The organism is Streptomyces cadmiisoli (assembly GCF_003261055.1).
In the GTDB taxonomy this organism is placed as follows: domain Bacteria; phylum Actinomycetota; class Actinomycetes; order Streptomycetales; family Streptomycetaceae; genus Streptomyces; species Streptomyces cadmiisoli.
The window spans coordinates 495,819-515,197 of sequence record NZ_CP030074.1; the positions used below are offsets into that span (position 1 = coordinate 495,819).

17 protein-coding genes are annotated in these 19,379 nt (G+C 70.7%); 8 read left to right on the top strand and 9 right to left on the bottom strand.

Annotated elements, in window-relative coordinates:
- Positions 1 to 205 precede the first annotated feature (205 nt).
- Entirely contained in the window at positions 206 to 1,105 is a 900-nt protein-coding gene (locus tag DN051_RS42995) for a LysR family transcriptional regulator (RefSeq protein WP_053763582.1), read from the bottom strand.
- Positions 1,106 to 1,213: 108 nt separating this feature from the next.
- Here DN051_RS42995 and DN051_RS43000 point away from each other — a divergent pair, with 108 nt between their 5' ends.
- Entirely contained in the window at positions 1,214 to 2,257 is a 1,044-nt protein-coding gene (locus tag DN051_RS43000) for a zinc-dependent alcohol dehydrogenase family protein (RefSeq protein WP_112443163.1), read from the top strand.
- A gap of 83 nt (positions 2,258 to 2,340) precedes the next feature.
- Here DN051_RS43000 and DN051_RS43005 read toward each other — a convergent pair whose 3' ends face one another.
- Positions 2,341 to 2,727, bottom strand: a complete 387-nt coding sequence (locus DN051_RS43005; RefSeq protein WP_053763584.1) for a VOC family protein — start codon at positions 2,725 to 2,727, stop codon at positions 2,341 to 2,343.
- A gap of 144 nt (positions 2,728 to 2,871) precedes the next feature.
- Positions 2,872 to 3,516 (bottom strand): hypothetical protein, encoded by a 645-nt coding sequence (locus tag DN051_RS43010; RefSeq protein WP_112443164.1) that lies wholly within the window; start codon positions 3,514 to 3,516, stop codon positions 2,872 to 2,874.
- Between the two features lie 163 nt (positions 3,517 to 3,679).
- Here DN051_RS43010 and DN051_RS43015 point away from each other — a divergent pair, with 163 nt between their 5' ends.
- Positions 3,680 to 4,324: a hypothetical protein gene (locus DN051_RS43015; protein WP_159054295.1), complete on the top strand. Its 645-nt coding sequence runs from the start codon at positions 3,680 to 3,682 to the stop codon at positions 4,322 to 4,324.
- A gap of 99 nt (positions 4,325 to 4,423) precedes the next feature.
- Positions 4,424 to 5,686, top strand: coding sequence for an RICIN domain-containing protein (locus DN051_RS43020; protein ID WP_112443165.1), 1,263 nt, complete (start codon positions 4,424 to 4,426; stop codon positions 5,684 to 5,686).
- 9 nt (positions 5,687 to 5,695) lie between these two features.
- Here DN051_RS43020 and DN051_RS43025 read toward each other — a convergent pair whose 3' ends face one another.
- From DN051_RS43025 to DN051_RS43035, 3 genes are all read right to left on the bottom strand, one after another.
- Positions 5,696 to 6,349, bottom strand: coding sequence for a response regulator (locus DN051_RS43025; protein ID WP_112443394.1), 654 nt, complete (start codon positions 6,347 to 6,349; stop codon positions 5,696 to 5,698).
- Between the two features lie 5 nt (positions 6,350 to 6,354).
- Positions 6,355 to 7,596: a sensor histidine kinase gene (locus DN051_RS43030; protein ID WP_112443166.1), complete on the bottom strand. Its 1,242-nt coding sequence runs from the start codon at positions 7,594 to 7,596 to the stop codon at positions 6,355 to 6,357.
- A 121-nt stretch (positions 7,597 to 7,717) separates the two neighbouring features.
- Complete coding sequence (locus tag DN051_RS43035) at positions 7,718 to 8,878, bottom strand: ABC transporter substrate-binding protein (protein WP_112443167.1); 1,161 nt, start codon at positions 8,876 to 8,878, stop codon at positions 7,718 to 7,720.
- A gap of 323 nt (positions 8,879 to 9,201) precedes the next feature.
- Between DN051_RS43035 and DN051_RS43040 the strand changes: the two genes are divergently transcribed.
- Both DN051_RS43040 and DN051_RS43045 read left to right on the top strand, forming a co-directional pair.
- Positions 9,202 to 10,170 (top strand): hypothetical protein, encoded by a 969-nt coding sequence (locus DN051_RS43040; protein WP_112443168.1) that lies wholly within the window; start codon positions 9,202 to 9,204, stop codon positions 10,168 to 10,170.
- Complete coding sequence (locus tag DN051_RS43045) at positions 10,167 to 10,592, top strand: RNA polymerase sigma factor (RefSeq protein ID WP_112443169.1); 426 nt, start codon at positions 10,167 to 10,169, stop codon at positions 10,590 to 10,592. The genes DN051_RS43040 and DN051_RS43045 overlap by 4 nt, the downstream gene beginning before the upstream one ends.
- An 80-nt stretch (positions 10,593 to 10,672) precedes the next feature.
- Here the strand turns inward: DN051_RS43045 and DN051_RS43050 are convergent, their stop codons facing one another.
- A complete protein-coding gene (locus tag DN051_RS43050) occupies positions 10,673 to 11,653 on the bottom strand; it encodes a helix-turn-helix transcriptional regulator (protein ID WP_112443170.1) in 981 nt (326 codons plus the stop codon).
- Between the two features lie 132 nt (positions 11,654 to 11,785).
- On the opposite strand from DN051_RS43050, the gene DN051_RS43055 reads away from it, so the two are divergent.
- Positions 11,786 to 12,526 (top strand): NIPSNAP family protein, encoded by a 741-nt coding sequence (locus DN051_RS43055; protein ID WP_112443171.1) that lies wholly within the window; start codon positions 11,786 to 11,788, stop codon positions 12,524 to 12,526.
- Positions 12,527 to 12,898: 372 nt separating this feature from the next.
- Positions 12,899 to 13,759: a serine hydrolase gene (locus DN051_RS43060; RefSeq protein ID WP_112443172.1), complete on the top strand. Its 861-nt coding sequence runs from the start codon at positions 12,899 to 12,901 to the stop codon at positions 13,757 to 13,759.
- A gap of 155 nt (positions 13,760 to 13,914) precedes the next feature.
- On the opposite strand, the gene DN051_RS47040 is transcribed toward DN051_RS43060, so the two are convergent.
- Together DN051_RS47040 and DN051_RS43070 are read right to left on the bottom strand one after the other, a co-directional pair.
- Positions 13,915 to 14,484, bottom strand: coding sequence for a hypothetical protein (locus DN051_RS47040; RefSeq protein ID WP_246041200.1), 570 nt, complete (start codon positions 14,482 to 14,484; stop codon positions 13,915 to 13,917).
- A 269-nt stretch (positions 14,485 to 14,753) separates the two neighbouring features.
- A complete protein-coding gene (locus DN051_RS43070) occupies positions 14,754 to 15,023 on the bottom strand; it encodes a hypothetical protein (RefSeq protein ID WP_053763595.1) in 270 nt (89 codons plus the stop codon).
- A gap of 710 nt (positions 15,024 to 15,733) precedes the next feature.
- Between DN051_RS43070 and DN051_RS43075 the strand changes: the two genes are divergently transcribed.
- Positions 15,734 to 19,111: a S8 family serine peptidase gene (locus DN051_RS43075; protein ID WP_246041201.1), complete on the top strand. Its 3,378-nt coding sequence runs from the start codon at positions 15,734 to 15,736 to the stop codon at positions 19,109 to 19,111.
- The last annotated feature ends 268 nt before the right edge of the window (positions 19,112 to 19,379 follow it).

Genomic DNA, 19,379 nt, shown 5'->3' on the forward strand with positions numbered 1-19,379 from the left:
TGCCGCGCCCCCGCTGGACAGAGCTTCCCCGGCAGTTCGCGGCCGGTGAAGCCCGTCATTTCGCGCCCGAGGGTGGCCTTTTCGTGAGGACACCCAAGACACCGCTGACCGCACGAGCCTTCGCCCACGCCCTCAACTGCTCAATGTCCATGAGCATTTGACATGCGGCTCGGCTCGGTGCGGCGCGTTCGCCGATGCGGCCGTTCTACGTGAGCGTCCGGAGCGCCGCGAGGCAGGCGGCGAACGTGGGTTCGTGTGTGGCGCCGGGCCGGGCGGCGATCTCGATCGTGCGGGCGAGCCTGTCGTCGGCCACCGGACGCGCGGTGAGTGCGGGCGGAAGGTGCGTCGCGGCCATGCGGGGGATGAGGACCGGGTGGCCGCCGTTCGCGGCGAGGGCGATCATGGCGGCGAAGTCGGAGCAGGTGTGGCGTATCCGCGGAGTGAATCCCGCTGTCCGGCAGGCCTGGAGGACGGCTGCCCCGCAGGCGGTGTGCGCGGGTGCGGTGATCCACGGGGAGTCCGCGAGTTCGCGCAGCTCGACGGGTGATCCGTCCGCACGCGCCGCGGCGTGGTCCCGGTGCAGTACGGCGACCAGCGGGTCGACGTGCAGGACCTGGGTCTCGAGACCGGGAGTCGGCGGTGTGGCCAGATTCGTGTAGCGGTAGATCAGTGCGACGTCGGCGTGGCGCTGGAGCAGCAGGCGCGCGGCGGCTTCGGGCTCGGCTTCGGTGATGTGCACGCGCAGCCCCGGGTGCGTGCGTTCCAGAGCGGTGGTGAGGGGGGCTGCCAGCGGGGCGAGGGCGCTGGGGAAGCAGGCGAGGTGGAGAGGCCCCGCTGGCTCAGCGGCCTCGCTGTCCAGGTGGTTCTGCGCCTGTTCGAGAGCGGCGAGCACCTTCTCGGTGTCCGAGGTCAGCCGGTGGCCGGCCGCGGTGAGGTGGACGGCGCGGCCTGTTCGCTCCAGCAGGCGGGTACGGGTTTCCTCCTCGAGGAGCCGCAGCTGCTGAGAGACGGCGGAGGGCGTGACGCCGTGCAGCTCGGCCACCGCTGTCACGGTGCCGTGGGCGGCCAGATCGCGCAGGAGAATGAGCCGTCGGACGTCGAGCATCAGTTCATCTTAAACAGATGCTGTAGTTGATGTAGCTGGACAAGTGGGGGCCTCAGCGGTGACCCTGACTCGTTCCGCCCCGTGTCCAGCAGCGTCAGGAGTCCTCTCGTGCGTGCCACCGTGATCCACGGCCCGAACGACATCCGGATCGAGGATGTCCCCGATCCTCGAATACAGCACCCCACGGACGCCGTGGTCCGCGTGATCAACGCCTGCATCTGCGGCAGTGATCTCTGGGCCTACCGGGGTGTCGCCTCACGCGTGCCCGGGCAGCGCATCGGCCACGAGTTCCTCGGCATCGTCGAGGAGACCGGCTCCGAGGTCACCGGCCTCGTCCCCGGTGATTTCGTCGTCGCGCCGTTCGTCTGGTCCGACGGCACGTGCGACTACTGCCGGGCCGGCCTGCAGACGTCTTGCCCGCACGGCGGGTTCTGGGGCGAGGTGGGCTCCGACGGCGGCCAGGGCGAGGCGGTACGCGTCCCGTACGCCGACGGGACCCTGGTGCGGCTGCCCAAGGACGCGGCCACGGACACCAAGCTGCTGCCGGGTCTGCTGGCGCTCTCCGACGTCATGAGCACCGGCCATCACGCGGCCGTCTCAGCCCGCGTCCGGGCCGGGTCCACCGTCGCCGTGGTGGGTGACGGCGCGGTCGGCCTGTGCGGTGTGCTCGCCGCCCGTCGTCTCGGCGCCGACCGGATCATCATGCTCGGCCGTCACCGGACCCGTACCGACATCGCCCGCACCTTCGGCGCCACCGACGTCGTCGCCGAACGCGGTCAGGCGGCGATCGACACGGTCAAGGAGCTGACCGGCGGCCAGGGCGCCCACGCCGTCCTCGAAGCCGTCGGCACCGAGGAATCGATGCGCACCGCGATCTCCGTCACCCGCGACGGCGGCGCCGTCGGCTACGTCGGAGTCCCGCACGGCGGCAGCAGCGGCGTGGACATCAGCCAGATGTTCGACCGCAACGTCGCGCTGGCCGGTGGCGTCGCCCCGGCCCGCGCCTACATCCCCGAACTGCTCACCGACCTGCTGGCCGGCGTCATCGACCCGAGCCCGGTCTTCGACCGCACCGTCGACCTGGACGGCGTACCGGACGGCTACCGCGCCATGGACGACCGGTCGGCACTGAAGGTCCGCATCACGTTCTGAGCGGCACCCCCGGGGAACTCCTGGCACCGCGGCGGTCCGCGTGGCCAGGCACCCCTCAGCAGGTCAGACCGGGTGTGCGGTGATCACGGGTGGCGGCCGGCGAGGACACAGAACTCGTTCCCCTCCGGGTCGGTGAGCACGACCCAGCTCTCACCGCCCTGGCCGACATCGGCGCGTCGGGCACCCAGGCCGAGCAGGCGACGGACCTCCTCGTCCTGCTCCCGGTCGGCCGGGTTGACGTCGATGTGGAGTCGGTTCTTCACGGTCTTGCCCTCGGGCACGCGCGCGAAGGTCAAGGTCGGCGGCACCGGGCCGAGCCGCTCCTTGCCTTCGGGCACCGCGGGGGAGCCGATCGTGACGACTCCGTCCTCCACCTTCTGCACCTCGTAGCCGAGGACCGAGCACCAGAACCGGGCGAGAGCGTCGGGATCGGCACAGTCGATCGCAAGCTCGGTGAACTTGCTGGCCATGTCAGGACCTCCCGGTCACGTAGCGGATCCCTACGAGGCCACACGCCGATGGCAGTGTTCCAACGGCATGGCCCGCTGTCCCCCAGAATGCCGCCCTGACCGGCCCCGTCGTACGCGTTCCGCAGGTGACACGACCAGGTGGCTTCAGCCCTTCGGTCGCCAGGGGCCTCCGGGGGCGTCTTGCACGTACGTGTGGGGAGCGCCGACCGCGACGACAGCGCAGTCGACGATCGGTTGCGAGGTGCCGAACGCGGCGAACACCACCGCTTGTTTCCCGTGCGAGTCAGCGACTTTCCGCAGCGTCTTGCAGGCGTTGATGAACTTCTCCACGTTGTCGTTCTTGGCCGCGCCGCCGACGATGCCGACCAGGTGTTCCGACCAGATGTCGACCTTCACCGGAGCACCCTGCTTGGTGGGACCGGACCCTTGCGCGTACAGAGTGGGATCCTGGCCGCCCGGCGCCAGCTGCGTATCGGCCTGGGCCCAGGTCGGCCACGCGTTGCCGCGGCCGGTCCAGGCACCGACGTGCTGCGCGGCGCTTTCCTCCGTGTTGTCGCCCCCCTGCTGCCGGGCTGCCCCGTTCACCTGCATGTCCGTCAGACTGGCCACCAGCTCCTGGTAGCTCGCGTACAAGTGGTCGGTCGGCGCGAGGATCTGCCGCGACAGGTGCCGACCGAATGCGCCCGACCCCAGACCCGCGGCCCTGAGGGCGGCGACAAGTTGCTCGATCGCCATGCGCGGATTCTTTCCGGCGGGTTCATAACGGACGGTACCGACCACGATGGTCACGAGAGCTCCTCTGCTCGGGCTGCGTCACCACGCTAGAAGCCCTCTGAACGGCCAACGTGTCCTTTGGGGCGGGCAGTCGGGCAGAGCCCCGGACTCCGTGTTCTACCTCGTCGCGCAGGAACCGGTGGAAGTCGCCGCGCTAGGAAGGACGAAGCTTCGGACCATGCAGAAGGGACAACCGATGACGCAGGTGGACGAGATGGCCGCCGGTGCGCTGACCGCCCTGGAGACGACCACGGCGAACGCCCAAGCGGTGCAGGCGGCCCTGCACGCGGCGTTCTGGGGACATCAGAACGCCGACAGCGGGGGAGACTGGGCCGTCTTCACGCAACTCTTCCCGGACCAGGCACTGTCCCACGGCCTCTCCCACCAGACAGTGACGCAGTTCCTGGAGTACGCAGAGGCGTACCAGCTCGCCGCGGTCGAGGCTGTCCTCGCTCTGCCGCTGGACCAGATCGCGGACCACTGCGTCACCACCGGGTGGAACACCCTCATCGCCCACCAGGCACCGGAGTGGGCGCGGTACGACTGCTCGGACGAGCTGTGGCCGGAGTTCCGAAAGTACTTCGTGGACCACGCGGCATGGCTGGACCCTCACGTCGGCACGATCGCCGAGCAGCACATGGCACAACTGGACGCGGCGAGCTGGACGGACCGGTACTCCTACCTGGTGTCGCTGGGCCTGCCGGTGACGCAGCCGGCGGCCGCCGAGTGGGGTGAGCCGGACGGGACCGAGTGCTTCGCGGACATTCCGGAAGAGGAGCTCGCCGCCCTGATCGACCATCTGCTCGACCTCACGGCGGTCTAGGAAGCCCGGGGCCCGGCATCGGCCGTCATCCTCCGCCGGCTCGACGGCGGCGGATTGCGGCGGACCGGACTGTCAGTGGTGGGCTGTTCAATGGCAGGTATGAACGGGACTGCCCACCAGGACGCCCTGTCGGTGCACCATGCCGCGGCGCTGATGCCTGACATCACAGCGCTGGAGGACCGGGCGCGCGCGCTCGCCGTGATCAGTGCGATCGCGGACAGTGGAAGTGAAGGGGAGCAGGGGTATCGGTACGCGCCGTCCGGTTGCCCCCACGGGAGCGGCGCGGTCCTGCATGGCTACTCGGAGGCGCGCTGGCTCCAGGTGCACTTCCACGGTGATGCCGGAGCGGTGGTCTTCCTGTGGGACATAGACGCGGACTTCGCGCCGGAGTTGACCTATGAAGTCGAGGAGCCCTGGGAGGCCGTTCTTCTCCAGGTGCCCGAGGCGCTGCGTCCCTGCCTGTACGGCGGCGACGGAGACTCGTTCGTCACGGACAGCGGAGTGTTGCTGCCGCAGTACATCTCCGCGGTGATGTGGCGGCGCCCTGAGGACCCGGCATGGCAGACAGCCGACATACCCGAACTTGAGAATCCCGCGGACGACTCGGCTCTGTTCGTCCTGACAGACGTGATCGCGCCGTCGCCGGGAACGGTCATGCTGTCCACCGGTCTGGGCGTCGAGCGGGCGTCGTCCGCCCTGGTGGACGCGGTGCGGCACATCCTTGCCCTGCGTCCGCTGACGGAGGGCATCGTGCGCACGCTGAACCCCGACCGGTCACTGGCCGACGTCGCGGAGGTGGTCGATGCGATCGGCTACCGTCCGGTGGAACCGGCGCTGCCGCTGGACCAGGGAGCCGGCGAAGGGGCCCCGCTCGTCACGCAACCGTCCGCCCGGCAGCCGTTCTCGCTTGGGCACTTCCTGCTGGAGCCGGACGGCGACGGCTACCACCGCATCCTGGTGCACCACTCCGGCAAGGCACTGGAAGTCACGGGGACGGCAGCGGGCGGCGGCGTGGTGCAGAGCGAGCCGCACGACCGCGACAGCCAGAGGTTTCTTGTCCAGCACCACATCGAGGGGGAGTTCCGGGACGTGCCCGGGGTTCCCGGCTTCGACCCGGCCTACGACTCCGTGCAGAGCGGCAGTTCCGCGATACCCCACCCCGTGTACCGGATCATCGCCAAGGAGTCCGGGCTGGCACTCCAGGCCGGCGCACACCCCGGCGCCCCGGTCGTCCTGGCCGAAGCCCATGACGGGGACGACCAACTCTTCCGCCGGTCCCGTCTGTTCGGCTACGGATCGTGGATGTGCCTCGCCCGCCGGGACACCGGGGAGTCCATCGTCGTCGACCAGCAGAACGCCTGATCAGCGGCCCTACATCAAGGTGTCGATGTCGATCAGGCCGAGGCGTATCGCCTCCTTGACCGTGGACACGCGGTTGTCCGTCCCGAGCTTTCGGTAGATGCGGATGAGGTGGGTCTTGACGGTCGCCTCGGCGAGGAACAGGGCGTCTGCGATGGCCCGGTTGCTGTGTCCGCCGGCGAGGAGCCGCAGCACTTCGACCTCCCTCGCGCTGAGGGCGGGTTCCGGTCCCGCACCGCGGCCGGCCAGGTGGGTCGTCACCTCCGGCGCCATACCCATGCCGCCGGCCGCCGCGGCCCGTATGGCGCGCAGCAGTTCCTCGGGCGGGCCCGCTTTGAGGACGTAGCCGCTGGCGCCCGCCTCGACGGCGCGCAGGACGTCGTGCTGGCTGCCGTAGCTGGTGAGGATGACGACTCGGGTGCCGGGAGCGGCGGCCAGCATCCGGCGCGTCGTCTCCACGCCGTCGGCCGCGGCGTTGTCCGACAGCCTGAGGTCCATCAGCGTGACGTCGGGCCGGAGCTGCTCGGCCAGGCGGACACCGGTCGCGCCGTCGCCGGTTTCCCCCACGACCGCGAATCCCGGTTCGCCGTCGAGGAGCGCGCGCAGCCCGGCCCGTACGACGGCGTGATCGTCCACCAGCAGGAGCCGCAGCGGCGGTCGGGTCACGTCGGTCACGGCCGGCCGGCCGGGGTGAGTTCGTCGACCGGCAGTGACGCCTCGGCGCACGTTCCTCGGCCCGGCGCGCTGTCGACGGTGAGAGTGCCGCCCAGCGGGCGGAGCCGGTCGACGGCGGCAGCCAGCCCGTATCCGCGGCCACTGTCCGCCTCGGCGGACGTGGCGGACGTGGCGGACGAGGTGGGCGAGGCGGACGAGGTGGGGCGGGCACCGGCCGCAGGGTTGAATCCTCGTCCGTCGTCGCGGACCGCGACTGTCACGGTCGCATCGTCCCCGTAGCCGTAGGTCAGGACGACCTGGATGTGCGACGCGCGCGCGTGCTCGCAGGCGTTCGACAGCAGGCTCCGTGCGACCCGCAGGAGAGCCAGGGCCCGGTCCGTGGGCAGCGGGTACGGCTCGTGCTCGCGGAGGAAGGTGATCCGTGGCGCGCCGGCCGCGTGCACGGTCTGCGCGCACAGGTCGCGCAGTACCGCTTCCAGGCCGTCACGCTCCAGCGCGGGCGGGGTGAGGTCCTCGATGATGGTGCGGGTCTCCGTCAGGTGGGCGTCCAGGGCCGTGACGACCGTTCGTAACCGCCGCCGGGCCGCGTCGGGGTGGCGGTCCCAGTCACGCTCAGCGGCCTGGAGCAGCATGAGGCTGCCGGCGAGTTCCTGCGCCAGTGTGTCGTGCAGGTCCCGGGCGATACGGGCCCTTTCGGCGAGGCGCCCGGCCTCGTGCTGCTGCCGCGCCGACTCTCGCATCATCCGCTGCTGGGTCCGGTGGAGGACGACGGTGGCCCCGACCGCGGCAAGGGGCGGCGCCAGCAGGTCGGGATCCGCGCTCCCGCCGACGCGCACGAGTACGGCCGGCAACAGGGCCGTTACCGCGCAGACCGCCGCGCGGCGAGTCCGTCGGCCGGACACGCGCAGGGCGAGAACGGACAGCGGGACCGCCAGCCACGCGTACCCGGCGGCGTAAGGGGCGGGGACGACCCAGGCGACCCAGCTCCACAGCGCCAACAGACCGCCGAGCCATATCGCTTGGGCGAGGGCGCCGAGCCGGTCCCAGCGCGCCGCCCCGACGGCGTACAGCAGGCCCAGAAGCGCGGTGGGCGGTGCGACGGACCAGCACAGGCCGCTGTTCAGCTCGACCAGCCGGACCAGGGTGCCGACCGCCGCCACCAGGAACACCAGATGGGGCAGACTCTGTGCCCATGCGAACGGCCGGCGTCGCGCTACGGCGGCGAGGTTCGGGAGCACGGCTGAGGCTTCCTGCGGCGGCTGGTCGGGACTCGGCACGACGGCTGGATCCCCTGGATCCTAGGTCGGTCCCCATGTGATCGTCGTAAGCGTCCCGCCGTGCCCGAGTCGGGAGGTGAGTTCACCGTCCCGGGTGGAGTCCGTGCCAGCCGGTGGAGGGGTCGCCCGTGACCTCGCCGAAGTACAGGGCGAAGGTCTGCTTCAGCCGCTCGATCTCGGCTCGGTCCTCCATGAACCGGGGGAAGCCGTCGACGTTCGCGTTCGGCAACTGCCACACCGGCTCGACCGCCGCGTTCGGAACGATGTCCTCGCGGACCGACCAACTGTTGAAGGACGCCTTCTGGCGTGCCTCGGACAGCTGCCAGTTCACATACAGTTGCGCGGCCGCGGGGTGGGCTGCCCGCTTGAGGATCGCGGCCCGCTGGCCCCAGGCCATGAACGGCGCCTCGTCCGGCAGCACCCACTTCAGCGTGGTCGACGTGGACACCGCACTGCCCGAGCCGCCGACCCCGATGACCTTGCGCCCACCGGTGACCGCCGCCGCCGGGGTGTGCGTGCCGCGGGCGAACTGCGGCCGCCGGTCGGCGAAGGCCTTCACCCAGTCCCAGCCGTAGGCGCGCTGGTAGAGGGAGAAGAGGTAGAGAACCGCGTCGTCGTCGTGCGGGTAGGCGGACGCGATGGCGTCGCTCCAGCGCGGGTCGACCAGGTCCTGCGGTGTCCTGGGCGCGTTGCCGCCGGCGGCCGGTATGTCGTACAGGAAGCTGAAGGCGAAGACCATAAGCGCCGTCCACGCCCCGTCCGGGTCCTTGAACTCCCGGTGGACCTCGGAGAACCCGGCGGGCTTGTAGTGCAGGAGCTTGCCCTGCCGCTTCCAGCGGGTGAAGTCCTGAAGCGTCTGGAGCTGAACGACGTCGGGGACGAGGGTGCCGGTCGCGAGCTGATGGTCGACGCGTACGTCGTGGTACTTGCTGTAGTCCACGACGACCGTCAGTTCCACGTCGGGGAAGGCGGCGGCCCACGCGGTCCGTACGCCGGCCGCCTGGCTGTCCACATCCCCGCCCTGGTAGAGGACGAGCTGGCCGCCCTCGGCGACGGCCGCCTCGTACAGGTCGTCCAGCGAACGTGTCTCCTCGCGGACGGTGCCGAAGCCGCCCGCGGCCCGGCCCCGCTGCCCGGTCCGCGCGGCGGCGGTCCCCGCGAACGCCGAGACCGCGGCGCCGCCGGCGAGTGTCAGACCCGCACTCGTGGAGAGAAGGCGGCGCCTGCTGAAGTCCCTGGACATGGAAGTTCCTCTCTGTTTCCTCTGCCGCCTTCCGGAGCGGTGGCAGGGAAAGCCTGCCGGGGCGAGCGGGCACCGTGCGTCGTCCGTCCGTAGCCTCCGACTCAACCGTTCGGTGGAAGCCGTCCCTTGATCTGCTGCATTCACCGGCGCGAGCCGCCCCAGGTCCGGACCGCCCATGTGCGTGCGGGCCAGAGAGCCGCCATGCGTTACCTGCGTCACATCTCACGCGAAGGCTCTGCCCTGCGCGGGGGTCCACCGGGTTGAGGAAGTCGACGGGCTGTATCACCCTGCCCGGCCCTCTCCGACCGACACGATGGAACCAAGTGACTCCCATACCCAGACCGCGTGTTGCCCTGCCGGTCGCCGCCGTCACCGCGGCCGGTGCGCTGGCGCTCGCCGGGTGCTCCGAGGGCGGCAAGGACTCCTCCGAGCCCGACTCGGCTTCGACCGGCTCCACCGCTTCCTCCGCAGACGGCGCGTCGTCCCCGGCGGTCGCCGAGAACGGCGTACTGACGATTCCTCAGAACGTCGACGAGGAGAGCAAGAAGGAGTATCTGCTCGAGAACGCCATCGCGGCCTGCATGCGGGCCAAGGGATTCACCTACACCCCGCACGTGGTGGCGACCACCGACGAGACGACGATCCCGGTGGACGGCGAGAGCTACGACCTGGCGAAGAAGTTCCGAGCGAAGTACGGGTACGGCTTCACCTACGCCCGGGTCGTCTATCCGAACGACGCCAACGTCCCCGGTTCGGAGGCCAATACGGAGCAGCACGCCACGGAGCATCCCGACCAGGCGTATCTGGACGCGCTGTCCCCGGCCCAGCGGCAGGCCTATGACAAGGCGAGGGGCGGCATGGCCCAAGCTGTGAACGGCAAGAAGCGGATGTCCCCGGGGTGTTTGACGGACGCGTTCTCGAAGGTTCACGGGTCGGGAAAGTCCGAGTCCGAGATCGAACGCGAGCGGGCCGCCTCCGAGACGAAGGACCTTGAGGCTCGGCAGGCGCTCGACGGGGACCCGCAGTTGGTGTCCCTGGCCCAGGACTTCGCGTCCTGTCTGCGTGGCGAGGGCATCGTGGTCACCACCACACAGCCGACCGCCATCGGGGACATGGTGAAGTTCCAGGTGAACGAGCAGGCGGATGACGTGGACGAGGTGGACGAGGAGACCGCCAGGGCAAGGCTGGCCCAGGAGATCAACACCGCCCTCAAGGATCTGGAATGCGGCAAGAAGTTCCGCGCCGCGTACTTCCCGAAGCTGGCTGAGAACCCCTTCTTCGGAAACGGATGAGCCGCCCTCGCAGCGGCCCAGCAGGCCGCGGACGACAGGTCGCCGTCGTCCTCGGCGTGGTGGCCGCGATCGGCGCGGGCGGCTGGTTCACCGGTACGCCGACGCAGTCGGCCGCCGACGCCGCGACCGTGGCGTCCCAGGGAACGGGACGTCCGAGCACCCCGGAGCGCGGGTCGCTTCCCGAGGTGGCGGCGCCGCAGGACCGGTACGTGCGGGCGGATCCGGAACGTACCGTCCGGCAGGCGCTGCGGCGCCTGCCGGCCCGGCAGCGGGCCGTCGTGGTGCTGCGGTACCTGGAGGACCGCAGCGTGGAGGAGACCGCGACACTGCTCAACTGCACGCCGGAAACGGTCAGGAGCCAGGCCGCCAACGCCCTGCGCACGCTGCGCGGCACTCTGCCGAATCCGGTCGGTCCACCGTGACCTTGCGCAGTGCTCCGCCCTTCACCGCCTAGGAGCAGCGCACCTTGACCTAGCCCCGACTTCGACTTGACCGCTCGGCGTCAGCGCAATCCGTACGCTCGGGCGAGTACGCCCACCGTCGCGGCCATGGCCTCGCGCAGGTCGACAGGTGACACCACCTCCACATCGATACCGAGCCGCAGCAGCTCCCCGCAGGCGTGGTCGGTGCTCTCGATCGGGATGACAGCCTCGACCCACCCCTCGTCCCCGACGGGGGTCGAGGTGGAGTCGACTGCCCGGACCACCGTCCCGGGGACGTTGTCGGGCAGGCGGCGGCGTCCGCGCGGGGACAGCCGGATGGTGGCTGTGCCCGTGTAGCGGCGTGCCTCGAAGTCGTCGAGATACGAAGTCCAGTACGCCGCCAGGTCGAAACCCTGCGGCCGGTCGAAACACTCGTCACTCAACACCGCGTCAAGGACCTGGCTGACCCGGTAAGCAGCGATCCGACCGCCCTCGGCTGCGGCAACGGCGTACCAGACACCGGATTTGAGGACCAAACCGTAGGGGCGCAGGCGGCGATCGACCTCCTGCGGAGCGCGCCAACGGCGATAGCGCACATCCACCGCACGCCGTGTGAGCACAGCGTCGACGAACAGGGGCAGATGCGGTGTCTGTTCGGTTTCCCGGTACCAGCCGGGAGCGTCGACGTGGAAGACAGCCGCGGTCCGTGTGGCTTCCTCGCGCGGTCCCGTCGGCAGCGCGGCGAGCAGCTTCAGCCGCGCCGCCGTCACCTCCGCCGTCAGGCCCAGGTCGGCGGCGGGACCGGGCAGTCCGGCGAAGAAGAGTGCCCGTGCCTCGCCCTCGGTCATCCCGGTGAGGCGGGTGCGGTAGCCGTCGAGCAGTTGATAGCCGCCCCCCGGGCCCGGCTCCGCGTAGACCGGGACACCGGCGGCCTGCAGTCGCGCCAGGTCACGGTAGGCAGTCCGCACGGACACACCGAGCTCGTCGGCGATCCCTCGGGCGGATATACGGCCACGAGCTTGCAGCAACAACAGCAGCGACAGCAGTCGACCGGCAGACATGGGCGCATTCTCCTCGGAAACCCTGACAGGACGTGGCACACGGACCCCATAGCGTCGATCGGCGTCCGGCCGGTTCGGATCGAGCGGTCGGAAGTCCACACCTGGACGAGAGCAGCGAAGAGGAGTTGCACCGTGTTCCCCACCGGCCCTGTCGACGGACCCGCCGTGATCGAGCTTCGCCAGTACACCTTGCGTCCCGGTCGGCGCGACGAACTCATCGAGCTGTTCGACCGGGAGTTCGTCGAAACGCAGGAGGAGACCGGGATGGCCGTACTCGGCCAGTTCCGGGATCTCGACGATCCGGACCGCTTCGTCTGGTTGCGAGGGTTCCGGGACATGGCGGCACGGCATCGTGCGCTGACGGACTTCTACGGCGGACCCGTCTGGGCCGAGCACGGTCCCCGGGCCAACGCCACCATGGTCGACTCCGACGACGTCCTGCTGCTGCGGCCGCTGTCGGCCGGGAGCGGTTTCGCCGTGCGCCCGTCCGAACGGCTGCGAGCCGGTTCTCCCGCACCGGACCGGATCGTGTCCGCCACCGTCTGGTCCTTCCCGACCGGACGGTCCGACGGTGTCGCACTCATCCGGGACGGTCTAGTGCCTCTGCTCGGCGAGACGGGCCCGGCGCCGCTCGCCGTCCTGACCACCGAACCGGCGCACAACACATTCCCCAGGCTGCCGGTCCGCACCGGCGAGAACGTCGCCGCGGTCTTCACCTCCCATCCCGACGAGCGTGCGTATCGCCTGCACCGTGCCGAGGTGCGGGCGCACCCCCGCGCACGGAACGAGGTACTGCCCCTCATCGAGAAGGAGCAGGCAGCGGCACCCCGGACCCTGCGGCTGGCGCCCACGGGCCGCTCACTCATCTCCTGACCGCCCAGCCCACGACTCGGGTGAGGCAGGCCCAGTCCTACGGGGCTCGATCGGGGGCCCGACATGCCGGGGCAGCGACGAGGATCCGGCCGATCCCGCGTCGAGAGCGGCGATGCGCTCGGGGCGGTCGCGGATCAGCGCGCGGCCGCTTCCGAAAGGTGTGGGCCGAGTCACATGTCGACTGCTCCCGGCGCCGCGCACCGCTCCCGCGGGCACTCCGTGAGCGTTGTGTACGTCACACACCGGGGCCCTCGGCCCGCTTCCGCCGGGGACCGTCCCGTCCGGCATGGTCCACATCACATTCCGATCGACGCCGCCGTGCACCCACAATGTCCGTCAACCATTTGGCGCATATGGGAGCACAGGCGACACATGATGCGAAACCGAATCCCCAGGCGTGCTCTGGCCGTGGCGGCGGCCGCGGGAGCGGTGACGTCGGTGGGCGCGGGCCAGGTGTACGCGGCCCCGTCCGCGCCGTCCGCGCCACGGGTCAGCTGCGTGTCGGCGAAGGCCGGGCTCGCGGCGGAGCTGCAGCGCGACATCACGGCGGCGCTGGACCGGCAGGACGCGACCACCGCGGTGTCGCTGCGGGACCGGACCACCGGGACCCTGTGCACCTTGCGCCCGGACCAGCGGTTCGACTCCGCGAGCACCGTCAAGGTGACCGTCCTGGCGGCACTGCTGCGGGACGTGCACCAGCAGGGACGGCACCTCACCGACCGTGAGGCCCGGCTCGCGCGGGAGATGATCACGGAGTCGGACAACAACGCGACGGCGGCACTGTGGAAGCAGCTGGGGCGTGCCAAGGTCGAGGCCTTCCTCGCCGCTGCCGGGATGAACGAGACCGTACTCGGCGAAGGCCGCTTCTGGGGGCTCACCCAGATCACGGCGCGCGACGAGCAGAAGCTGATGGATCTGGTCTCCACCCGCAACCGCGTGCTGAGTGACGCCGCACGCGGCCACATACTCAAGCTGATGTCCGAGGTGGTCCCCGAGCAGCGCTGGGGCACCCCTGCGGGCGCTCCGGCGAGTGCGACCGTCCACGTGAAGAACGGCTGGCTGTCACGTACCGAGCACGGCTGGCGGGTGCACAGCCTGGGTGTCTTCACCGGTGGCAAGCACGACTACTCCCTGACCGTGCTCACCGAGGACGCCTCGACGATGAAGGCGGGCATCAAGGTGGTCGAGGCTGTGGCGCGTGCCGTGCACGGGGATCTCGCCGCGGCGGTCTGACCGACGCGGCGGGCGAGGGCGCAACGGGCACCGTCCGGCGGAACCGAGTGACCCTGCTCGCCCACCGTAGAGATGCGGGTGTCCTGCTTGCCGGCTGGGTTCTCGACAACTCGACGGCCGCCGGCAACCCCTCCCGAGCCAACTGCGCCCACCGCTCACTCCGCCCCGCTCGCCGTGATCGGTCCGGTCCTGGGGGCCACGCACTTCTCGACGTCGGTCTGCTCACCGGCCGCCGAACCGTCCAGACAGAGCCTGCCGCCGTCCACGCGCAGGTCGAGGAGGAACCGCGTGGTCGTGCCGGAGTGCGCGAGCCGATGGATGCGGTCGTCGATGTAGCCGAGGTTGTTGAGGATCTCGCGGACCTCGTCCGGGGTGGGGTCGTCCACTTCCCAGAGCGCCTGGGCGATCCGCTGCTCGTGGTGGGCGCTCGCGCACCAGTCGCGGGCATCCAGTTCCAGTTCAGCCTCCGTCGTGGGAGCGAGGGGTGCCTCTAGGGCCTCGGTCCTCGGATCGTCGGTCGGCAGCGTCCGCGCCGGCGGGGGGCTCGATGGGCAGGATCGCGCGATTTCTCTCAGCATCGCGGTGAAAGCCGCCTGTTGAGCGGCGTCGGTCGGCGCCTCGGCGTTCCGGGCGCCGACTGCCCCGGCGGGTTCGCCACGCGATCCGGCGGCATCCGTCGTCTCGGTGCCGCAGCCGGCGAGTGCCAGAGCGGCGAGGGCTGTCACCGCGAGAGCTCGCCGCGGCCGGCGCGGAGAGCGGGCAAATATCCTCGTCAGGGCGGGTGTTCGCGTCATGCGCACAGCTTCCGGCCGAGCCGCTCGCCAGGCATGAGTACGCGTACTCAACACGGACTGGTACTCGACGAGGACTGGTACTCGACGAGGACTGGATGCGCCGGTGTGGTCGTAGGGCATGACCGTGCCGAGACCGATCTCCGGTGGGCCTATGAGGCCGCCCGGAAGACCCGTGCCTCCTGTGAGGGTGGCTTCGCGGGTCAGGGCCCCCAGAGGCACACCTTCGCGGCCGACCAGTCGAGCTCCCAGCCGGGTCGCAGTCCGCGTGCGGCCCAAGCGCCGGGTTCCGCGTCGGGGATCTGCCGGCCGGCTTCGAGAGCGGCGAAGGCCTGGTCGTACACCTGGCGGGCCAGTTGCAGCGCGTGCAGGCTGGAAGCCGCCTCGCCGGTGAAGACGTGCACTCCGTGCAGTGCCGGATTCCTGTCGTGGTGCGTCGGTACGTCGACCTGAAAGAGATCTTGATACGGCATGACGGTGTGTCTCCCTTCCGACGCCGTCGGTGAACGTCGCGGTGGTCCGCACCGGGCACGTCAGGGGCGACGCGGCGAGCCGTGCCACCCCGCTGGCCAGGCCATTCGTTCGATCGGGACCACATCTGTGTGGCTGTGCGGTCCAGCATTGCCCTGATCGCGGCATTTCGGATCGGGGGTTCTCCCCAGTCCAGCCGGTTCGCCGGGGGCAGGCACTCACCGTCAGGGGCCGGGACGTCGCGCCTCTCACCAACCGTGGCGTCTCGGTAACCATGTGCAGCGGGGAGCGCTCACCGAAGAGGATTCCAGCGCGTGACGTCAGTGCACGCCGGTGGGGCACTTCAGCGTTCAGCAGACGGTCGACCGCGCCTACCGGCATCGCGGCGCCTGAAGCACAAGGCGACCACACCGCGGCCCGAATCGGCCGCAGCAGCACGGCGGGTGTCAAAGGCCTCAGGTCCCTGGCACCCGCCGTGCCATGTCCTGGGGGCCTGCGAAAACCGGTCCGGGGAGTTCGGGAACCCGGCGGCCCGGATCGACAGGTAAGAGGAGTCCGAGCCAAGAGATCCGGCCTGTGCCGGAAGGAACCGATGGGAGCAGATCAGCGGCGTCCGGCCGCGTGGGGAGCCCGACTCCCCCTTCCCGTTCCACCTCTACCCCTTTTCCGCCGGGACCGGCCGCTTTGCCGTGCCCGGAAAGAAAGGCATGCCGTGAAGCACAAGAGACGAGCGCCGGTCGTGGCGTTCGCCCCGCTCACCGCCGTCGCCGTGGCCACCGCCCTGCTGAGCGGCGCGGCCGTCGTCCAGGCCGCGCTGGGCGACGACGCAACGGGTACCGGACTGCGTTCCGGGCCCGCGTTCGGCGTGGGCCCCGGTTCCGGCGGCACCGCGCGGACGGTCACCCTGGTCACCGGCGACAAGGTGACCACGGACGCGGACGGCAACGTCGTCGGCGTGACGGCGGCCGACGGCCGGGAGGGCATGGCCTTCCGCATCTCCCGAGCAGCCGACGGGCACACCTACGCCGTACCGCGTGACGCCGAGCGCCTCATCGCGGACGGCACCGCCGACCGGCAACTGTTCGACGTGACACGGCTGCTGAACTTCGGATACGACGACTCCTCGCGGTCCGATCTGCCGCTCATCGTCACCTACACCGAGGACGGCCCCGTCGCGGCGCGTGCCCTGTCGGACTCCGGCGCCCGGGTCACCAGGGACCTGCCCAGCGTCAACGGCGACGCCGTGCGCGCCCGCAAGTCCGAGGCCGCGACGCTGTGGCGGACCCTCACCGGCAGCGGCGCGAGCGCGCGGTCGGCGGCCGGTGCCACCTCGGCGAGGGTCGAGAAGATCTGGCTCGACGGCAGGGTCGAGGCGAGTCTGGACCGGAGCACGGCGCAGATCGGCGCCCCCGAGGCCTGGGCGGCAGGCTACGACGGCACGGGCGTCACCGTCGCGGTTCTGGACACCGGTGTGGACGCGACGCACCCGGACCTGAAGGAACGTATCGGCGCGCAGCAGAACTTCTCCAGGTCACCGGACTCCGTGGACCGCGTGGGCCATGGCACCCACGTGGCCTCGACCGTCGCGGGTTCGGGCGCCCGGTCGGGCGGGAAGTACAAGGGCGTCGCACCCGGCGCGCGCATCATCAGCGGCAAGGTCCTCGACGACAACGGAGAGGGAAGCGCCTCCGGCATCATCGCCGGTATGCAGTGGGCCGTCGCCGAGGGCGCGAAGGTGGTCAACCTCAGCCTCGGCGGCGAGGACACCCCGGAGACCGACCCGGTCGAGCAGGCCGTGAACGAGCTGTCGGCGGACTCCGGCGCCCTCTTCGTCGTCGCCGCGGGCAACAGTGGCCCGGCCGCGGCCACGATCGGCACCCCGGGCAGCGCCGCCGCCGCGCTCACCGTGGGCGCGGTGGACCGGGCGGACGGCATCGCCGACTTCTCCAGCCGGGGCCTGACCGCCGACGGTTCCCTCAAGCCCGACCTCACCGCCCCCGGCGTGGACATCGTCGCCGCGAAGGCGGCCGAGGGGGTGGAGGGCGGCCCGGCGTCCGACGGCTATGTGTCGATGAGCGGTACGTCGATGGCCTCGCCGCATGTCGCGGGCGCCGCCGCGATCCTCGCCCAGCGGCACCCGGACTGGACCGGCGAGAGGATCAAGGCCGCCCTCACCGGTTCCGCGGTGGCCACGCCCGGTCTCTCCGGACTCGCTCAAGGCACGGGCCGCACCGACCTCGCGCGGGCCATGGGCCAGCGGGTGACGAGCAGCCCCTCACTCGGCTTCGGCACCGCCCGGTGGCCGCACACCGACGACAAGCCCGTCACCAGGGAGATCACTTACCGCAACGACGGCGACGAGCCCGTCACGCTCGACCTGGCCCCCGAGGCGTTCGGTGAGGGCGGCGAGCCGGCCGCCGAGGGCATGTTCGTCGTCTCGCCGAAGCGGCTCACGATCGCGGCGGGCGGTACGGCGACCGCTGCTGTGACCGCCGACACCCGCGCGGGAACGGCCGACGGCGCGTTCGGCGGTTCCGTGACCGCGACGGACGGCGACATCGTCGTGCGGACCGCCCTCGGCGTGCACCGCGAGTCCGAGTCCTACGACCTGACCATCAGGCACCTGGACCTGCGGGGCAAGCCCACCGGCGACTCCGAGACCGGTGTCTACGGCCTGGACGGCAGCATCTGGCAGGACCACTCCGACCACACGGACGGAGAGTTCACGCTGCGGCTGCCCAAGGGCCGCTACACCCTGGAGGGCCGCGTCTCGACCGGAGCCGACCCCGACGACGGGAAGCTCGCCCTGCTGCTGCACCCGAAGTTCGCGCTGACCCGGGACACCACGCTGGTCATGGACGCCCGCAAGGCAAAGCCCGTCCGGATCACCGTGCCCGACAGCGCGGCGAAGCACACCGACGCCACACTCAACTTCGGCGTCGACATCGGCGGAGCGGGCTACACGTCCACGTACATCATGGGCAGCTTCGGCAACCTGCGCGTCGGGCAGCTCGGAGCGCGCGTACCGGCCCGCGAGGCGTTCGCGCAGTACAACGGGACCTGGACCCGTGGCACGGTGAACTACCGTCCGGCCTGGAACCGCACCGGTGACCTCTCCGGATTCACCGTGAAGCTGCAGCGCCAGAACTTCGCCGAGCTGGAGCTCACCCTCGGCGAGCCCGCCACCGGCAAGACCGGGAGCCTCAGTGCCGCGCCCCTGATGCCCAACGGTGCCTGGGTCGACTTCAACTCGGATAGGGGCGCACTGCCACGCACCGTCGCCGACTACGTCCTGCCGGGCGCGAAGTGGCAGTACGCGGTCAACCAGTACGGCGCTTCGGACGCGGACGGCGAACCGCGGTGGGAGGGCAGCCAGACGGTCACCGCGCCCAGGTCCTACAGCGCGGGCAAGCAGTACACGCAGCGCTTCAACATCGGCGTCTTCGGTCCGCACCTCTACACCGCCGGTCCGGAGTCCTCGGGAGCGGTCCGGCTCGGCGACGGCTTCTCCGCCCATGTGCCGCTGTTCTCCGACGGCGCGGGCCATGTGGGTGTCTCTTACTACACCAGGGCCAAGAGCGCGCTGTACGCCGACGGCACGCCGGTGTTCACCTCGGACGCGCCCCTGAACGGCGCAGAGCACACCCTCTCTGCCGAGCGGCGGACCTACCGGCTCACCACCGACGTCTCCCGCGCCGCGTCGCTCTCCGCGGTCAGTACCCGCGTGACGGCCGAGTGGACCTTCCGCTCCGCCCACGTGACGGGCGACACCCCCGAGCGGCTGCCGCTGTCCGCGGTGCGCTTCACACCCAAGCTCGGGAAGGCCAGCACGGCCGAGGCGGGTACGGCCTTCACCGTCCCGTTCAAGATCGAGGGCGCCGCCACCGCCGCCACCGCACGCAAGCTCGCGTTCTCGGTGTCCTACGACGGCGGCCGGACCTGGAAGCCGGCCGAGGTGACCGACCGCGCACGGCTCGAACTGCGCCACCCCGCCCGCCCGGGCACCGTCTCGCTGCGCGCCGCGCTCACGGACGCCGACGGCAACACGATGAAGCAGACGATCTACCGCGCCTACCGCACGACCAAGTAGGCACTCCGCACCACGAACAGTCCCCACCTCACGCGCAAGCCCCGGGCCCGACGGCCCGGGGCTTGCGTGCTGCCCGGCCCGCCCGCCCGCCCGGCTCGCACGAGAGCGCGACGTATCTCCGTGGCCGACGTGTTTCAGCGTCCGATGTGTCCCCGCGCCTGATGTATCTCCGTGGCCGGTGGGTCATGTGTCCAGGGCGTGCGTGACCCTCGTCATATTTTGCCCTGTGTGATCTCTTCGCGGCCTGAATGGTGAAATCCCCGGGTTG